At 66.7% G+C, this 13,600-nt stretch carries 23 protein-coding genes; 20 read left to right on the forward strand and 3 right to left on the reverse strand.

What is annotated here, in order from left to right; genetic code table 11:
• Positions 1-8 precede the first annotated feature (8 nt).
• From rplV to rplO, 15 genes are all read left to right on the forward strand, one after another.
• A complete protein-coding gene (gene rplV / locus ACIHCL_RS06730; RefSeq protein WP_055536779.1) occupies positions 9-356 on the forward strand; it encodes a 50S ribosomal protein L22 in 348 nt (115 codons plus the stop codon).
• A complete protein-coding gene (gene rpsC / locus ACIHCL_RS06735) occupies positions 356-1,186 on the forward strand; it encodes a 30S ribosomal protein S3 (protein ID WP_399857679.1) in 831 nt (276 codons plus the stop codon). Before rplV ends, rpsC begins: the two co-directional genes overlap by 1 nt.
• 5 nt (positions 1,187-1,191) lie before the next feature.
• A complete protein-coding gene (gene rplP / locus ACIHCL_RS06740; RefSeq protein ID WP_399857681.1) occupies positions 1,192-1,611 on the forward strand; it encodes a 50S ribosomal protein L16 in 420 nt (139 codons plus the stop codon).
• Positions 1,611-1,835 carry a 50S ribosomal protein L29 gene (rpmC, locus tag ACIHCL_RS06745; RefSeq protein WP_015035581.1) on the forward strand — a complete coding sequence of 75 codons (225 nt, stop codon included), beginning with the start codon at positions 1,611-1,613 and terminating at the stop codon, positions 1,833-1,835. The genes rplP and rpmC overlap by 1 nt, the downstream gene beginning before the upstream one ends.
• The gene (gene rpsQ, locus ACIHCL_RS06750; RefSeq protein WP_030977953.1) at positions 1,835-2,119 is read left to right on the forward strand and encodes a 30S ribosomal protein S17; all 285 of its coding nucleotides are present in this window, start codon (positions 1,835-1,837) and stop codon (positions 2,117-2,119) included. Before rpmC ends, rpsQ begins: the two co-directional genes overlap by 1 nt.
• Before the next feature lie 106 nt (positions 2,120-2,225).
• On the forward strand, positions 2,226-2,594 hold the full coding sequence (rplN, locus tag ACIHCL_RS06755) for a 50S ribosomal protein L14 (RefSeq protein ID WP_003966950.1): 369 nt from the start codon (positions 2,226-2,228) through the stop codon (positions 2,592-2,594).
• 2 nt (positions 2,595-2,596) lie between these two features.
• Positions 2,597-2,920 carry a 50S ribosomal protein L24 gene (gene rplX / locus ACIHCL_RS06760; protein WP_073786786.1) on the forward strand — a complete coding sequence of 108 codons (324 nt, stop codon included), beginning with the start codon at positions 2,597-2,599 and terminating at the stop codon, positions 2,918-2,920.
• Positions 2,920-3,477: a 50S ribosomal protein L5 gene (rplE, locus tag ACIHCL_RS06765; RefSeq protein WP_006126888.1), complete on the forward strand. Its 558-nt coding sequence runs from the start codon at positions 2,920-2,922 to the stop codon at positions 3,475-3,477. Before rplX ends, rplE begins: the two co-directional genes overlap by 1 nt.
• Before the next feature lie 2 nt (positions 3,478-3,479).
• Positions 3,480-3,665: a type Z 30S ribosomal protein S14 gene (locus ACIHCL_RS06770; protein ID WP_003956452.1), complete on the forward strand. Its 186-nt coding sequence runs from the start codon at positions 3,480-3,482 to the stop codon at positions 3,663-3,665.
• Between the two features lie 225 nt (positions 3,666-3,890).
• Positions 3,891-4,289, forward strand: coding sequence for a 30S ribosomal protein S8 (rpsH, locus tag ACIHCL_RS06775; RefSeq protein WP_399857685.1), 399 nt, complete (start codon positions 3,891-3,893; stop codon positions 4,287-4,289).
• A 21-nt stretch (positions 4,290-4,310) separates the two neighbouring features.
• On the forward strand, positions 4,311-4,850 hold the full coding sequence (rplF, locus tag ACIHCL_RS06780; RefSeq protein ID WP_399857688.1) for a 50S ribosomal protein L6: 540 nt from the start codon (positions 4,311-4,313) through the stop codon (positions 4,848-4,850).
• A 2-nt stretch (positions 4,851-4,852) separates the two neighbouring features.
• Positions 4,853-5,236 (forward strand): 50S ribosomal protein L18, encoded by a 384-nt coding sequence (rplR, locus tag ACIHCL_RS06785; protein ID WP_399857691.1) that lies wholly within the window; start codon positions 4,853-4,855, stop codon positions 5,234-5,236.
• Between the two features lie 47 nt (positions 5,237-5,283).
• Positions 5,284-5,889: a 30S ribosomal protein S5 gene (gene rpsE, locus ACIHCL_RS06790; RefSeq protein WP_073786792.1), complete on the forward strand. Its 606-nt coding sequence runs from the start codon at positions 5,284-5,286 to the stop codon at positions 5,887-5,889.
• Positions 5,889-6,071, forward strand: coding sequence for a 50S ribosomal protein L30 (rpmD, locus tag ACIHCL_RS06795; RefSeq protein ID WP_005313525.1), 183 nt, complete (start codon positions 5,889-5,891; stop codon positions 6,069-6,071). The genes rpsE and rpmD overlap by 1 nt, the downstream gene beginning before the upstream one ends.
• 1 nt (position 6,072) lies before the next feature.
• A complete protein-coding gene (gene rplO, locus ACIHCL_RS06800) occupies positions 6,073-6,528 on the forward strand; it encodes a 50S ribosomal protein L15 (RefSeq protein WP_399857694.1) in 456 nt (151 codons plus the stop codon).
• 168 nt (positions 6,529-6,696) lie between these two features.
• Here the strand turns inward: rplO and ACIHCL_RS06805 are convergent, their stop codons facing one another.
• From ACIHCL_RS06805 to ACIHCL_RS06815, 3 genes are all read right to left on the reverse strand, one after another.
• Positions 6,697-7,335, reverse strand: coding sequence for a response regulator transcription factor (locus ACIHCL_RS06805; RefSeq protein WP_399857696.1), 639 nt, complete (start codon positions 7,333-7,335; stop codon positions 6,697-6,699).
• 376 nt (positions 7,336-7,711) lie between these two features.
• Positions 7,712-8,338 carry a hypothetical protein gene (locus tag ACIHCL_RS06810; protein ID WP_399857699.1) on the reverse strand — a complete coding sequence of 209 codons (627 nt, stop codon included), beginning with the start codon at positions 8,336-8,338 and terminating at the stop codon, positions 7,712-7,714.
• A gap of 261 nt (positions 8,339-8,599) precedes the next feature.
• On the reverse strand, positions 8,600-9,064 hold the full coding sequence (locus ACIHCL_RS06815; protein WP_399857701.1) for a hypothetical protein: 465 nt from the start codon (positions 9,062-9,064) through the stop codon (positions 8,600-8,602).
• A gap of 668 nt (positions 9,065-9,732) precedes the next feature.
• Here ACIHCL_RS06815 and secY point away from each other — a divergent pair.
• The 5 genes from secY to rpmJ all read left to right on the forward strand — a co-directional run bounded on the left by secY (position 9,733) and on the right by rpmJ (position 13,419).
• Positions 9,733-11,046, forward strand: a complete 1,314-nt coding sequence (gene secY / locus ACIHCL_RS06820) for a preprotein translocase subunit SecY (RefSeq protein WP_399857704.1) — start codon at positions 9,733-9,735, stop codon at positions 11,044-11,046.
• Positions 11,046-11,702 (forward strand): adenylate kinase, encoded by a 657-nt coding sequence (locus ACIHCL_RS06825; protein WP_399857707.1) that lies wholly within the window; start codon positions 11,046-11,048, stop codon positions 11,700-11,702. Before secY ends, ACIHCL_RS06825 begins: the two co-directional genes overlap by 1 nt.
• 129 nt (positions 11,703-11,831) lie before the next feature.
• The gene (map, locus tag ACIHCL_RS06830; RefSeq protein WP_399857710.1) at positions 11,832-12,668 is read left to right on the forward strand and encodes a type I methionyl aminopeptidase; all 837 of its coding nucleotides are present in this window, start codon (positions 11,832-11,834) and stop codon (positions 12,666-12,668) included.
• Between the two features lie 355 nt (positions 12,669-13,023).
• A complete protein-coding gene (infA, locus tag ACIHCL_RS06835; RefSeq protein WP_003956442.1) occupies positions 13,024-13,245 on the forward strand; it encodes a translation initiation factor IF-1 in 222 nt (73 codons plus the stop codon).
• Between the two features lie 60 nt (positions 13,246-13,305).
• Positions 13,306-13,419, forward strand: a complete 114-nt coding sequence (rpmJ, locus tag ACIHCL_RS06840) for a 50S ribosomal protein L36 (RefSeq protein WP_003956441.1) — start codon at positions 13,306-13,308, stop codon at positions 13,417-13,419.
• Positions 13,420-13,600 lie beyond the last annotated feature (181 nt).

The following is a 13,600-nucleotide window of genomic DNA, read 5'->3' on the forward strand; positions in this document are numbered from 1 at the left end:
GGACAACCATGGAAGCCAGGGCCCAGGCGCGGTACATCCGCGTCACGCCCATGAAGGCCCGCCGCGTGGTGGACCTCATCCGTGGCATGGACGCCACGGAGGCTCAGGCGGTCCTGCGTTTCGCCCCGCAGGCCGCGAGCGTGCCGGTTGGCAAGGTGCTGGACAGCGCCATCGCCAACGCCGCACACAACTACGACCACACGGACGCCACGTCGCTGTTCATCAGCGAGGCGTACGTGGACGAGGGCCCGACCCTGAAGCGGTTCCGTCCGCGCGCCCAGGGCCGTGCCTACCGGATCCGTAAGCGGACCAGCCACATCACCGTGGTCGTCAGCAGCAAGGAAGGAACCCGGTAATGGGCCAGAAGGTAAACCCGCACGGGTTCCGGCTCGGGGTTACCACGGACTTCAAGTCCCGCTGGTACGCCGACAAGCTGTACAAGGACTACGTCAAGGAAGACGTCGCCATTCGTCGCATGATGACGAAGGGCATGGAGCGGGCCGGCATCTCCAAGGTGGAGATCGAGCGCACCCGCGACCGCGTCCGCGTTGACATCCACACCGCCCGCCCGGGCATCGTCATCGGCCGCCGCGGCGCCGAGGCCGACCGCATCCGCGGCGAGCTGGAGAAGCTCACCGGCAAGCAGGTCCAGCTGAACATCCTCGAGGTCAAGAACCCCGAGGTGGACGCCCAGCTGGTGGCCCAGGCCGTCGCCGAGCAGCTGTCCTCCCGCGTCTCCTTCCGTCGTGCCATGCGCAAGAGCATGCAGAGCTCGATGAAGGCCGGCGCCAAGGGCATCAAGATCCAGTGCGGTGGCCGCCTCGGTGGCGCCGAGATGTCCCGCTCGGAGTTCTACCGCGAGGGCCGTGTGCCCCTGCACACGCTCCGCGCGAACGTCGACTACGGCTTCTTCGAGGCCAAGACGACCTTCGGCCGCATCGGTGTGAAGGTCTGGATCTACAAGGGCGACGTCAAGAACATCGCCGAGGTCCGCGCCGAGAACGCCGCTGCCCGTGCCGGCAACCGTCCGGCCCGTGGCGCCGACCGTCCGGCCGGTCGCGGCCGTGGCGGCGAGCGCGGTCGCGGTCGCAAGCCGCAGCAGCAGTCGGCCCCGGCCGAGGCCCCCAAGGCCGAGGCTCCCGCCGCTGCCGCTCCGGCCGCCGAAAGCACCGGAACGGAGGCCTGACCGAAATGCTGATCCCCCGTAGGGTCAAGCACCGCAAGCAGCACCACCCGAAGCGCAGCGGTATGTCCAAGGGTGGTACGCAGGTTGCGTTCGGCGAGTACGGCATCCAGGCGCTGACCCCGGCGTACGTGACGAACCGCCAGATCGAGGCGGCTCGTATCGCGATGACCCGCCACATCAAGCGTGGCGGCAAGGTCTGGATCAACATCTACCCGGACCGCCCCCTGACGAAGAAGCCCGCCGAGACCCGCATGGGTTCCGGTAAGGGTTCTCCCGAGTGGTGGGTCGCGAACGTCAAGCCGGGTCGGGTGATGTTCGAACTGTCCTACCCGAACGAGAAGATTGCTCGTGAGGCGCTCATCCGCGCTGCTCACAAGCTTCCGATGAAGTGCCGCATCGTCCGGCGCGAGGCAGGTGAGGCGTGATGTCGGCCGGAACCAAGGCGTCCGAGCTGCGCGAGCTGGGCAACGAGGAGCTGCTCAACAAGCTCCGCGAGGCCAAGGAAGAGCTGTTCAACCTCCGCTTCCAGGCGGCGACCGGGCAGCTTGAGAACCACGGCCGGCTCAAGTCCGTCCGTAAGGACATCGCCCGGATCTACACCCTGATGCGCGAGCGTGAGCTGGGCATCGAGACGGTGGAGAGCGCCTGATGAGCGAGAAGACTGTGACTGAGACCAACACCGACCGCGGCTTCCGCAAGACCCGTGAGGGTCTTGTCGTCAGCGACAAGATGGACAAGACCGTCGTCGTCGCCGTCGAAGACCGCGTGAAGCACGCTCTGTACGGCAAGGTCATCCGCCGTACGAACAAGCTGAAGGCCCACGACGAGCAGAACGCCGCGGGCGTCGGCGACCGTGTCCTCCTCATGGAGACCCGGCCGCTGTCCGCGACGAAGCGCTGGCGCGTCGTCGAGATCCTCGAGAAGGCCAAGTAATTCCTGAGGGGCATCCCCCTCAGGCGAGTTCCGCCAGGCTCGGTGGGGTCCGCTCCGGAGACGGGGCGGCCCCCGCCGGGAACCGGCAGACGATCAGGAGATAGACGTGATCCAGCAGGAGTCGCGACTTCGCGTCGCCGACAACACGGGTGCCAAGGAGATCCTCACCATCCGTGTTCTCGGTGGTTCGGGTCGCCGCTACGCGGGCATCGGTGACGTCATCGTCGCCACCGTCAAGGACGCGATCCCCGGTGGCAACGTGAAGAAGGGTGACGTCGTCAAGGCCGTCATCGTTCGCACCGTCAAGGAGCGTCGTCGTCAGGATGGCTCGTACATCCGCTTCGACGAGAACGCCGCCGTCATTCTGAAGAACGACGGCGACCCCCGCGGCACCCGCATCTTCGGCCCGGTGGGCCGGGAACTGCGCGAGAAGAAGTTCATGAAGATCATCTCGCTCGCGCCGGAGGTGCTGTAAACATGAAGATCAAGAAGGGCGACCTGGTCCAGGTCATCACCGGTAAGGACAAGGGCAAGCAGGGCAAGGTCATCGTGGCCTACCCGGCTCAGGACCGTGTCCTCGTCGAGGGTGTCAACCGGGTCAAGAAGCACACCAAGGCCGGTCAGACGGCTCGCGGTTCGCAGACCGGCGGCATCGTCACCACCGAGGCCCCGATTCACGTCAGCAACGTGCAGCTGGTCGTGGAGAAGGACGGCAAGAAGGTCGTCACCCGCGTCGGCTACCGCTTTGACGACGAGGGCAACAAGATCCGCGTTGCCAAGCGGACCGGTGAGGACATCTGATGACTGCCACCACTGCGCCGCGTCTCAAGACGCGCTACCGCGAGGAAATCGCCGGCAAGCTGCGTGAGGAGTTCTCCTACGAGAACGTCATGCAGGTTCCCGGCCTGGTCAAGATCGTGGTCAACATGGGTGTGGGCGACGCCGCCCGCGACTCCAAGCTGATCGACGGCGCCGTGCGCGACCTCACCACGATCACCGGTCAGAAGCCGGCCGTCACCAAGGCCCGCAAGTCCATCGCGCAGTTCAAGCTGCGCGAGGGGCAGCCGATCGGCTGCCACGTCACCCTCCGCGGTGACCGGATGTGGGAGTTCCTGGACCGTACGCTGTCGCTCGCGCTGCCGCGTATCCGCGACTTCCGCGGTCTGTCGCCGAAGCAGTTCGACGGCCGTGGCAACTACACCTTCGGTCTCACGGAGCAGGTCATGTTCCACGAGATCGACCAGGACAAGATCGACCGGGTCCGGGGCATGGACATCACCGTGGTGACCACGGCGACCAACGACGACGAGGGTCGTGCCCTCCTTCGTCACCTCGGCTTCCCGTTCAAGGAGAACTGACCGTGGCGAAGAAGGCTCTGATCGCTAAGGCCGCCCGCAAGCCGAAGTTCGGCGTTCGCGCGTACACGCGCTGCCAGCGCTGCGGCCGGCCCCACTCCGTCTACCGCAAGTTCGGCCTGTGCCGCGTGTGCCTTCGTGAGATGGCTCACCGCGGCGAGCTGCCGGGCGTGACCAAGAGCTCCTGGTAATTCCCTTCCGCCCCCAGGGCGTTGGGAATTGCACGGAAGCTCTCGGTAAGTATCTGGTCGGCGGGAGCCCCGCCTCGCATGCCGTAGGCTTGCGGGGTTGGGCGCCTGCCGCCCATGACCGACTTACTACGCCGTAGGTCCCCGCACCGCACCCGTCCCGCCTCTGAGCGGGGAGAGGGATGGCGCATACAGGAAACCCCGGCGAGAGAGGCCGAAGGCCAATTCATGACCATGACTGATCCGATCGCAGACATGCTCACGCGTCTGCGGAACGCGAACTCGGCGTACCACGACACGGTGTCGATGCCGCACAGCAAGATCAAGTCGCACATCGCGGAGATCCTCCAGCAGGAGGGCTTCATCACCGGCTGGAAGGTCGAGGACGCCGAGGTCGGCAAGAACCTCGTCCTGGAGCTGAAGTTCGGCCCGAGCCGCGAGCGTTCGATCGCCGGCATCAAGCGGATCTCGAAGCCGGGTCTGCGTGTCTACGCAAAGTCCACCAACCTGCCGAAGGTCCTCGGCGGCCTGGGCGTGGCGATCATCTCCACGTCCCACGGTCTCCTGACCGGCCAGCAGGCGCAGAAGAAGGGCGTAGGTGGGGAAGTCCTCGCCTACGTCTGGTAGTCGGGAACGGAGGAATAGCTCATGTCGCGTATCGGCAAGCTCCCCATCCAGGTTCCCGCCGGTGTGGACGTCACCATCGACGGCCGTACGGTCGCCGTGAAGGGCCCCAAGGGCACCCTCACGCACACCGTCGCGGCGCCGATCGAGGTCACCAAGGGTGAGGACGGCGTCGTGAACGTCACCCGCCCGAACGACGAGCGTCAGAACAAGGCCCTCCACGGCCTGTCCCGCACGCTGGTGGCGAACATGATCACCGGTGTGACCCAGGGATACACCAAGGCGCTCGAGATCAGCGGTGTCGGTTACCGCGTCCAGGCGAAGGGCTCCAACCTGGAGTTCTCCCTCGGATACAGCCACCCGATCGTCATCGAGGCGCCGGAAGGCATCACCTTCAAGGTCGACTCCCCGACCAAGCTGTCGGTCGAGGGCATCGACAAGCAGAAGGTGGGCGAGGTCGCGGCCAACATCCGCAAGCTGCGCAAGCCCGACCCGTACAAGGCGAAGGGCGTCAAGTACGCCGGCGAGGTCATCCGCCGCAAGGTCGGAAAGGCTGGTAAGTAGCCATGGCATACGGCGTGAAGATCGCCAAGGGCGACGCCTACAAGCGTGCCGCCCGCAAGCGTCGCCACATCCGTGTCCGCAAGCACATCTCGGGTACGCCGGAGCGTCCCCGTCTGGTCGTGACGCGGTCCAACCGCCACATGGTGGCCCAGGTCATCGACGACATCGCGGGCCACACGGTCGCGTCGGCGTCGACCCTGGACGTCTCCATCCGCGGTGGCGAGGGCGACAAGAGCACCCAGGCCAAGCACGTCGGCGCGCTGGTCGCTGAGCGCGCCAAGGCCGCCGGCGTCGAGGCTGTCGTGTTCGACCGCGGCGGCAACCAGTACGCCGGGCGGATTGCCGCTCTGGCTGACGCCGCCCGTGAAGCCGGGCTGAAGTTCTGAGCCCCGGTTCCTACGCACAGCGGACGTAACAGAGAGAGGTAAATCCAATGGCTGGACCCCAGCGCCGCGGCAGCGGTGCCGGTGGCGGCGAGCGGCGGGACCGGAAGGGCCGTGACGGCGGCGCAGCTGCCGCCGAGAAGACCGCGTACGTCGAGCGTGTCGTCGCGATCAACCGTGTCGCCAAGGTTGTGAAGGGTGGTCGTCGCTTCAGCTTCACCGCGCTGGTCGTGGTGGGCGACGGTGACGGCACCGTCGGTGTCGGCTACGGCAAGGCCAAGGAAGTTCCCGCGGCCATCGCCAAGGGCGTCGAGGAGGCCAAGAAGAACTTCTTCAAGGTCCCCCGCATCCAGGGCACCATCCCGCACCCGATCCAGGGCGAGAAGGCCGCGGGCGTCGTCCTGCTCAAGCCTGCTTCCCCCGGTACCGGTGTGATCGCCGGTGGCCCGGTGCGCGCCGTCCTGGAGTGCGCCGGCGTTCACGACATCCTGTCGAAGTCGCTCGGCTCCGACAACCAGATCAACATCGTGCACGCGACCGTGGCAGCGCTCAAGGGCCTGCAGCGTCCCGAGGAGATCGCGGCCCGCCGCGGTCTGCCGCTCGAGGACGTCGCCCCTGCGGCTCTGCTTCGTGCGCGTGCCGGGGCGGGTGTGTGATGGCCCGCCTCAAGATCACGCAGACGAAGTCGTACATCGGCAGCAAGCAGAACCACCGTGACACCCTGCGTTCGCTCGGGCTCAAGCGCCTGAACGACGTGGTCGTCAAGGAGGACCGCCCCGAGTTCCGCGGCATGGTGCACACCGTCCGCCACCTCGTGACGGTCGAGGAGGTCGACTGACATGGCGGAGAACAAGCCGCTGAAGGCCCATGACCTCCGGCCTGCCCCGGGTGCCAAGACCGCCAAGACCCGTGTGGGCCGTGGTGAGGCGTCCAAGGGTAAGACCGCCGGTCGTGGCACCAAGGGCACCAAGGCCCGCTACCAGGTTCCGGAGCGCTTCGAGGGTGGGCAGATGCCCCTCCACATGCGTCTCCCGAAGCTCAAGGGCTTCAAGAACCCGTTCCGCACCGAGTACCAGGTCGTGAACCTGGACCGTCTCGCGGCCCTCTACCCCGAGGGTGGCGAGGTCACCGTGGCCGACCTGGTCGCCAAGGGTGCGGTGCGCAACAACCACCTCGTCAAGGTCCTCGGCCAGGGCGAGATCTCCGTGGCGCTGCAGGTGACGGTCGATGCCGTCTCCGGCTCCGCCAAGGAGAAGATCGCCGCCGCCGGCGGCAGCGTCACCGAGCTCGTCTGAGCGGAGCGACACTTCGGGCCCGGCCGGCCACCTCGCAGGAGGTGGCCGGCCGGGCTCTTTTCGTTGTCCTGGAAGCTGTCTGTTCTGGAAGCCAGTGAGTCGTTCCGGGGTTCCGGTGGGTGGGCTCGTCGTGCCGGGCGGTCGAAGCGGTGCGTCCTGCGCGATCGGTCAGAGGGCGCGTACGGGCAACCCGCGCGCCCTCAGACACGCCTGCAGTCGGCTCTCCACGTTCAGCTTCTCCAGCACCCGTGTCACATACACCTTGATGGTGGCTTCCTTGACCCCCAGCGCGCGGGCGATGCGACGGTTGCTGAACCCGTCGGCCAGGAGGTCGAGCACCTCGCGTTCCCGGGGTGAGAGGTCGGGGAAGAGCACCCGGCGGTGCACCAGTTCATCGGTCGCGGCCCTGGGATAGCAGACATATCCCGCGTGTACGGTGCGGATCGCCCGCTCGAATTCCTCGGGTGCGGCATTGCTCAGCAGTGCGCCGGACAGTCCCGCCGCCACCAGTTCGGGAGTGAGCCCGAAGCACGGACCGGTGATTCCGAAGAGGAGCACCGCATGGTGTCCGGAACGGAGGATCTGCTCGAACAAGGACGGGTTGTGGTCCGGGGAAGCGGTGCCGGCGCCCACCAGCACGAGGTTCGGAGCGTGCTCCTCCAGCGTGGAGAGAGCACGGCCGCCCGGAGTGGTGGTGACGACCTGAGTGCCGGAGAAGGCGTTGACCACATGATGGGTCCCCACTCTGGCCATCGGATCGTCATCGACGACGACCACGGTGATCTGCTTCGAGTTCTTCAAGTCCATGCCCCCATGACTGAACGATCGCAGCGTGAAACGGCGCCACTCCATGACTGGTCATGATCACGGAGTGCCACCGGGGTCACGGTAGGGACAGGACGAAGAATCGTCCACTTGTTTGAATATTTCCTGCTGTGGGCATAGCCGCCCGCTCGAACGTCCGGGAGGTGAGCGAGCCATGGGCCGGTGAGGCCGTCCGATGGGAGCGGTGGCGGCGGTGTTGGGGAGACGGCGTGCCGCGGAGGGTGTCATTCCGTCATGGGGACATAGGTGCGGTCGTGGTGGCAGACCGTCATTCCGTCATGCGGGCCTGTGCGCGGTCGTGGTGGCAGACCGTCATTCCGTCATGGGGCATGTGTGCGGTCGCCGTGTCGGGCCGTCATCAGCCGTGCGGCGCACAAGTCTTCCAGTCATCGCGCCATCCGGGGAACTCCCGCACATCCCCGACTTTTCCGTTCTGGATGGTGCCGGCCAGTTCGCCCGTGGGACCTATTATTTTCACGGTCCGATCGGGGAAATCTCCGCCGTGGTCGGTGTATTCCGTCGTCACGAGGGATTCGGTCGTGGACCATGTGTATTCCCCGTCTCCGTTCCGCCGTGCGTCCCCGGGGATACGGGAAGGGCCGAAGAACTGCTCGGTGACGGATTCCGGCGTCGAGGGCGTGGGCGGCGGCATCGCGTCGGAGATTTCCTTGCAGCTCGTCCAGTCGCGGATTTTCACGGATTCAGGGGAGTCGGCGGTCCAGTAGCGCTCTTCCAGGGGCTGGTCCGCGGAACTCGTCAGGAATCTGAGCCGACTCACCTTGTCGCCCTTGTGCGCGGCGAATACGACGATGTCGCGGGGAGCGGGATCCTCCTCCGAGAGGCCGGTGGCGGAGAAGGTGGCGGATTCGGAGAAGGCGATCCGTGTCACGCCGGGAGCGTCCCCGCCTCCTTCGTCCGCCGTCGAACAGGCGGTGCAGGCGGCAGCGAGGAGCGTGCCGAGACCCGCCAGGATCTTCTTGTTCACGCATCGTCCTTTCGTTCCGGCGCGGGGCGGGACCGGCCGGCCGGGCTCTTCGATGGGGCGGGGCGGCCCCCGGCTCTGGGTGAGGCGTGCGCCTTTCGGCCGGTGACCTCGACGGACGCGATCCGGGGCGGGGCGCGCGACGAACGGCCCCGGCCGGGCGGCCTTTCTGTGCCGCCCGGCCGGGAACAACTGATCAGCCCTGTCGGTGGCCCGGTCCGGCGCGGCTCGGGGACGCCGGGCCGGGGCACGTGGCTGGGGGCGTCAGCAGGTGAAGCGGTTGGAGGGCCCGTTGCCGTAGCCGACGTTCGTACCGTTCTTGGGGTTGACCACGCCGGACATCCGGTAGTTGTGGTTCCCCTGGCCGGTGCAGTTCCACTTCAGGTTGGTGGCCTTCCTGTTGCCCACCCAGGAGTCGCTCTTGAGAGCGGTCCAGCCGTGCCAGCGGTGGTACTGCAGCGTCGCGATGAGCGCGTGGGCGTTGCAGTTGTTCACGGTCTTGTAGGTGCCCAGCGCGTAGAAAGGGGCCGGTCCGTAGGTCTTCCCGGGCTTACCGAGCCACAGGGTGCAGAGGGCCGCCTTGGCTGCCATCGTGTTGTCCGTGGTGGCTTCTGCGGTCACGGCCGTCGATTCGGCGGCAGTTTCTCCGGCCGCCTGTGCGGTGGCCCCGCCGGCGAGGGTCAGGGCTGCTGCGGTGGCTATTCCTACGGTCAATGACCTGTACTTCATGTGATTCCCCTCCGTGCAACATTTCCGGAAGCTCCGATCACCGGCGCTTCCCGGCTCAATTCTGTGGTGCGGGAATGATTTCTGTCACTGCTCTCATAGGTGCAATTGATCATCAACTTAAGTTGATGGTGATGTTCCCGCGATGGCCGAGAAATGGGGGATTTCCCGGGACGGGGGCTCCGGACGGGCCCGTCGCCCACGCCGCCGAGGGAAATGGAGGAGCGCCGTCCGGATGGGGTGCCGGGGCCCGCGGGAAGGGGGAGAGGAGCGGGGCGGAGCCCGCCGGGCCGGGTTCGGTGTGTTCGCCCAGCACCCCGTCGCCGCCCCTCGCACGTCCGGGCCGGCCCGCCGACGCGCCGTCGCTGTGGTAGGTGAGCGGGGGAGGCGGCGAACGGGGAAGCGTCCCGGCCGGGGGTCGGACCGTCGCCGGGAGGCCCACCGCCGCCCGCCCGTGCCGGAATGGTGTGGGTTCAGGGCGTTTCCGTGCTCCCCGACAGGTGTGACAGGCCGTGCCGGGTGCACGGCGCATGTTTCCCGTGCAATATCCGGACGGGTAGGCTGGCGCCGTTAATCTTCGGGCAGCCTCCTACCATGTAGGGCTGTCCTGGTATCCGAACCCACCAGACCCGTCGCCTCTGACGCATTGCGCGGGGGTCGCAGGAGGCACCGTGTTCACCGCGTTCGCCCGAGCGTTCAAGACGCCCGACCTGCGCAAGAAGCTGCTCTTCACGCTGGGCATCATCGTGATCTACCGGCTCGGGGCCCACGTCCCGGTTCCCGGAGTGGACTACGCGAAGGTCCAGATGTGCATCGACAACGCCGGTGCGGGCGGGCTGCTCGGTCTGATGCAGATGTTCAGCGGTGGCGCACTGCTCCAGATCACCATCTTCGCGCTCGGCATCATGCCTTACATCACGGCCAGCATCATTCTCCAGCTGCTGACCGTGGTGATCCCCCGGCTCGAAGCGCTCAAGAAGGAGGGGCAGACGGGCCAGGCCAAGATCACGCAGTACACGCGTTATCTGACCATCGCGCTCGCCGTCCTCCAGGGCACGGGCCTGGTGGCCACCGCCACCAGCGGCGCGCTGTTCAGCGGCTGCCCCGTCGCCGAGCAGATCGTGCCGAACCAGTCGGTCTTCACCACCGTCATCATGGTGCTGACGATGACCGCGGGCACCGCGACCGTGATGTGGCTCGGTGAGCTCATCACCGACCGCGGCATCGGCAACGGCATGTCGATCCTGATGTTCATCTCGATCGCCGCCGGCTTCCCGGGCGCCCTGTGGACCATCAAGACCACCGGCAAGCTCGCCGACGGCTGGATCGAGTTCGGCACCGTCATCCTGATCGGCTTCGTGATGGTCGGGCTCGTCGTCTTCGTCGAGCAGGCCCAGCGCCGCATTCCGGTGCAGTACGCGAAGCGCATGATCGGCCGCAGGTCGTACGGCGGCACCTCGACATACATCCCGCTGAAGGTGAACCAGGCGGGTGTGATCCCCGTCATCTTCGCTTCTTCGCTGCTCTACATTCCGGCCCTGATCGTGCAGTTCTCCAACTCCAACGCGGCCTGGGCGACCTGGATCCGGGACAACTTCGTCAAGGGCGACCACCCGTACTACATCACCGCGTACTTCCTCCTGATCGTCTTCTTCGCCTTCTTCTACGTGGCGATTTCGTTCAACCCCCAGGAAGTCGCCGACAACATGAAGAAGTATGGTGGGTTCATCCCGGGTATCCGGGCTGGTCGACCTACTGCCGAGTACCTGAGCTACGTGCTCAACAGGATCACTTGGCCGGGCTCGCTGTATCTGGGCCTGATCGCTCTGGTGCCGACAATGGCGTTGGCAGGCTTCGGCGGTGCCAATCAGAACTTCCCGTTCGGCGGGACGAGCATCCTGATCATCGTGGGTGTGGGTCTGGAGACCGTGAAGCAGATCGAAAGTCAGCTCCAGCAGCGCAATTACGAAGGGTTCCTCCGCTGATGCGAATCGTCCTCGTCGGACCGCCCGGTGCCGGCAAGGGTACGCAGGCTGCGTTCCTTGCCAAGAATCTGTCGATTCCGCAGATCTCCACGGGTGATCTGTTCCGCGCCAACATCAGTCAGGGCACGGACCTGGGCAAGCAGGCCCGCGCCTACATGGACGCGGGGCAGCTGGTTCCGGACGAGGTCACCATCGGGATGGCCAAGGACCGCATGTCCCAGCCGGACGCAGAGAACGGCTTCCTGCTGGACGGCTTCCCGCGGAACGTGGGACAGGCCGAGGCCCTCGACGCCATGCTCAAGGACGAGGGCACCGAGCTGGACGCGGTCCTGGACCTGGAGGTCCCCGAGGACGAGGTGGTCAAGCGCATCGCGGGCCGCCGGATCTGCCGGAACGACGGTTCGCACGTCTTCCACGTCGCGTACAACCCGCCGGCGATCGAGGGCGTCTGCGACGTCTGCGGCGGTGAGCTGTACCAGCGCGACGACGACAGCGAGGAGACGGTCCGCACCCGGCTGGAGGTCTACCACACGCAGACCGAGCCGATCATCGACTACTACCGGGCACAGAACCTGGTGGTCACCATCTCCGCGCTCGGCAAGGTCACCGATGTGACCGAGCGCGCGATGGAGGCGCTGAAGTCCGACAAGGACTGAGCAAGACCCCGCAGTACGCAGTATTCGTGCAGTCGGCCGCGACGCCCTCGGGCGCCGCGGCCGACTGCGTGCGCCGTATCGTTGAGTACGCCGCACCCGTCCCCCAACGATGCAGAGAGGCGCCGCAGCATGGTGCAGATCAAGACCCCGGAGCAGATCGCCAAGATGCGTGAGGCGGGCCTCGTGGTCGCTGCCATTCACGCGGCCACCCGGGAGGCGGCGGTCCCCGGCGCCACCACGGCGGATCTGGACCGGGTGGCCCGCAAGGTGATCGCCGACCACGGCGCGAAGTCGAACTTCCTGGGGTACGGCGGGTTCCCCGCGACCATCTGCACCTCGGTCAACGAGGTCGTCGTCCATGGCATCCCGGACGACAAGACCGTCCTGAAGGACGGCGACATCATCTCCATCGACGCCGGCGCGATCGTCGACGGCTGGCACGGCGACGCCGCGTACACCGCCTTCGTGGGCACCGGTCACGCACCGGAGCTGGTCGAGCTCTCCCGGGTGACCGAGGAGTCCATGTGGGCCGGTATCGCCGCGATGAGGGTGAACAACCGCCTCGTCGACATCTCGAAGGCGATCGAGTCCTACATCCGGCGCCAGCCCCGCCCCGCCACCGGCAAGTACGGGATCATCGAGGACTACGGCGGCCACGGCATCGGCACCGAGATGCACATGGACCCGCACCTGCTGAACTACGTCGCGCGCAAGCGCGGCAAGGGCATCCGGCTGGTGCCCGGCGTCTGTCTGGCGATCGAGCCGATGGTCTCGCTCGGGACGGCGAAGACCGAGGTGCTCCAGGACGACTGGACCGTGATCACGACGGACGGCACCTGGTCCTCGCACTGGGAGCACTCGATCGCCCTCACCGAGGAGGGCCCGCTGGTGCTGACCGCCCCGGACTGCGGGCGGGCGAAGCTGGCCCAGTACGGCATCGAGGTCGCGCCGGACCCGCTGGGCTGACCTCCGCGTCCGGCGCGTGCACGGGCGCCCGAGGCGGCCTCGCACCGGCCGGTCGGTGCTCCGCGCCGTGGCCTCGCCCCCGTCCGATCGGGGGAACGTGCGGCGGCCCGTCGCGGGGGGCCGGTTCCCGTCCGGACGGTCCGGCACGCCGGGCTCCTCCGGGGTGGGAGGGTGATGGGGCGATTCGACCTCCTTGCGGAGGTATAAGGATCTACTCCCGTGGGCAAACTTGACGGATTCGTCTTTTGGGGTCCGCTGGCGTAGACTGACGCGTCGGCTCTCGTGCATCCGTGTGTCCACATGTCCACATCCGATGCCGGAAGCCGGTCAAGGTAGCCGATTCGAAGGGCGAAGCGTGGCCAAGAAGCAAGGTGCCATCGAAATTGAGGGCACCGTGATCGAGTCCCTCCCGAACGCCATGTTCAAGGTGGAGCTCCAGAACGGTCACAAGGTCCTCGCGCACATCAGCGGCAAGATGCGGATGCACTACATCCGTATCCTTCCGGATGACCGGGTCGTCGTGGAGCTGTCTCCCTACGACCTGACGCGTGGCCGGATCGTCTACCGCTACAAGTAGATCTCGCCCGCACCGCGCTCCACCGCGGTGATGGCACCGACCCGGAGAACCTGACATCCCATGAAGGTCAAGCCGAGCGTCAAGAAGATCTGCGACAAGTGCAAGGTGATCCGCCGCCACGGCCGGGTCATGGTCATCTGCGACAACCTGCGCCACAAGCAGCGCCAGGGCTGACGCACGACCGCCTGCATCTCGCAGCACTTCGCGCGACGCACGCAACAACGTACATACGCAGAGTCCGTCCAAGCTTCGGCTGACGGCACCTCCGGCGGGGGCCGGGGACCCGGACGTACCACCTCTCGACACGAGGGGTCGGCGGTCGGGAGCGGCTCTGTGGAAGACCCCCGACACGACA

The sequence above is a fragment of the Streptomyces sp. NPDC052042 genome (assembly GCF_044548345.1).
Taxonomy (GTDB): Bacteria; Actinomycetota; Actinomycetes; order Streptomycetales; family Streptomycetaceae; genus Streptomyces.

Excerpts from the sequence above, each read along its gene's own strand:
- rplV (WP_055536779.1), top strand. The coding sequence starts at position 9 with ATGGAAGCCAGGGCCCAGGCGCGGTACATCCGCGTCACGCCCATGAAG.
- rpsC (WP_399857679.1), top strand. The coding sequence starts at position 356 with ATGGGCCAGAAGGTAAACCCGCACGGGTTCCGGCTCGGGGTTACCACG.
- rplP (WP_399857681.1), top strand. The coding sequence starts at position 1,192 with ATGCTGATCCCCCGTAGGGTCAAGCACCGCAAGCAGCACCACCCGAAG.
- rpmC (WP_015035581.1), top strand. The coding sequence starts at position 1,611 with ATGTCGGCCGGAACCAAGGCGTCCGAGCTGCGCGAGCTGGGCAACGAG.
- rpsQ (WP_030977953.1), top strand. The coding sequence starts at position 1,835 with ATGAGCGAGAAGACTGTGACTGAGACCAACACCGACCGCGGCTTCCGC.
- rplX (WP_073786786.1), top strand. The coding sequence starts at position 2,597 with ATGAAGATCAAGAAGGGCGACCTGGTCCAGGTCATCACCGGTAAGGAC.
- rplE (WP_006126888.1), top strand. The coding sequence starts at position 2,920 with ATGACTGCCACCACTGCGCCGCGTCTCAAGACGCGCTACCGCGAGGAA.
- rpsH (WP_399857685.1), top strand. The coding sequence starts at position 3,891 with ATGACCATGACTGATCCGATCGCAGACATGCTCACGCGTCTGCGGAAC.
- rplF (WP_399857688.1), top strand. The coding sequence starts at position 4,311 with ATGTCGCGTATCGGCAAGCTCCCCATCCAGGTTCCCGCCGGTGTGGAC.
- rplR (WP_399857691.1), top strand. The coding sequence starts at position 4,853 with ATGGCATACGGCGTGAAGATCGCCAAGGGCGACGCCTACAAGCGTGCC.
- rpsE (WP_073786792.1), top strand. The coding sequence starts at position 5,284 with ATGGCTGGACCCCAGCGCCGCGGCAGCGGTGCCGGTGGCGGCGAGCGG.
- rpmD (WP_005313525.1), top strand. The coding sequence starts at position 5,889 with ATGGCCCGCCTCAAGATCACGCAGACGAAGTCGTACATCGGCAGCAAG.
- rplO (WP_399857694.1), top strand. The coding sequence starts at position 6,073 with ATGGCGGAGAACAAGCCGCTGAAGGCCCATGACCTCCGGCCTGCCCCG.
- ACIHCL_RS06805 (WP_399857696.1), bottom strand. The coding sequence starts at position 7,335 with ATGGACTTGAAGAACTCGAAGCAGATCACCGTGGTCGTCGTCGATGAC.
- ACIHCL_RS06815 (WP_399857701.1), bottom strand. The coding sequence starts at position 9,064 with ATGAAGTACAGGTCATTGACCGTAGGAATAGCCACCGCAGCAGCCCTG.
- ACIHCL_RS06825 (WP_399857707.1), top strand. The coding sequence starts at position 11,046 with ATGCGAATCGTCCTCGTCGGACCGCCCGGTGCCGGCAAGGGTACGCAG.
- map (WP_399857710.1), top strand. The coding sequence starts at position 11,832 with ATGGTGCAGATCAAGACCCCGGAGCAGATCGCCAAGATGCGTGAGGCG.
- rpmJ (WP_003956441.1), top strand. The coding sequence starts at position 13,306 with ATGAAGGTCAAGCCGAGCGTCAAGAAGATCTGCGACAAGTGCAAGGTG.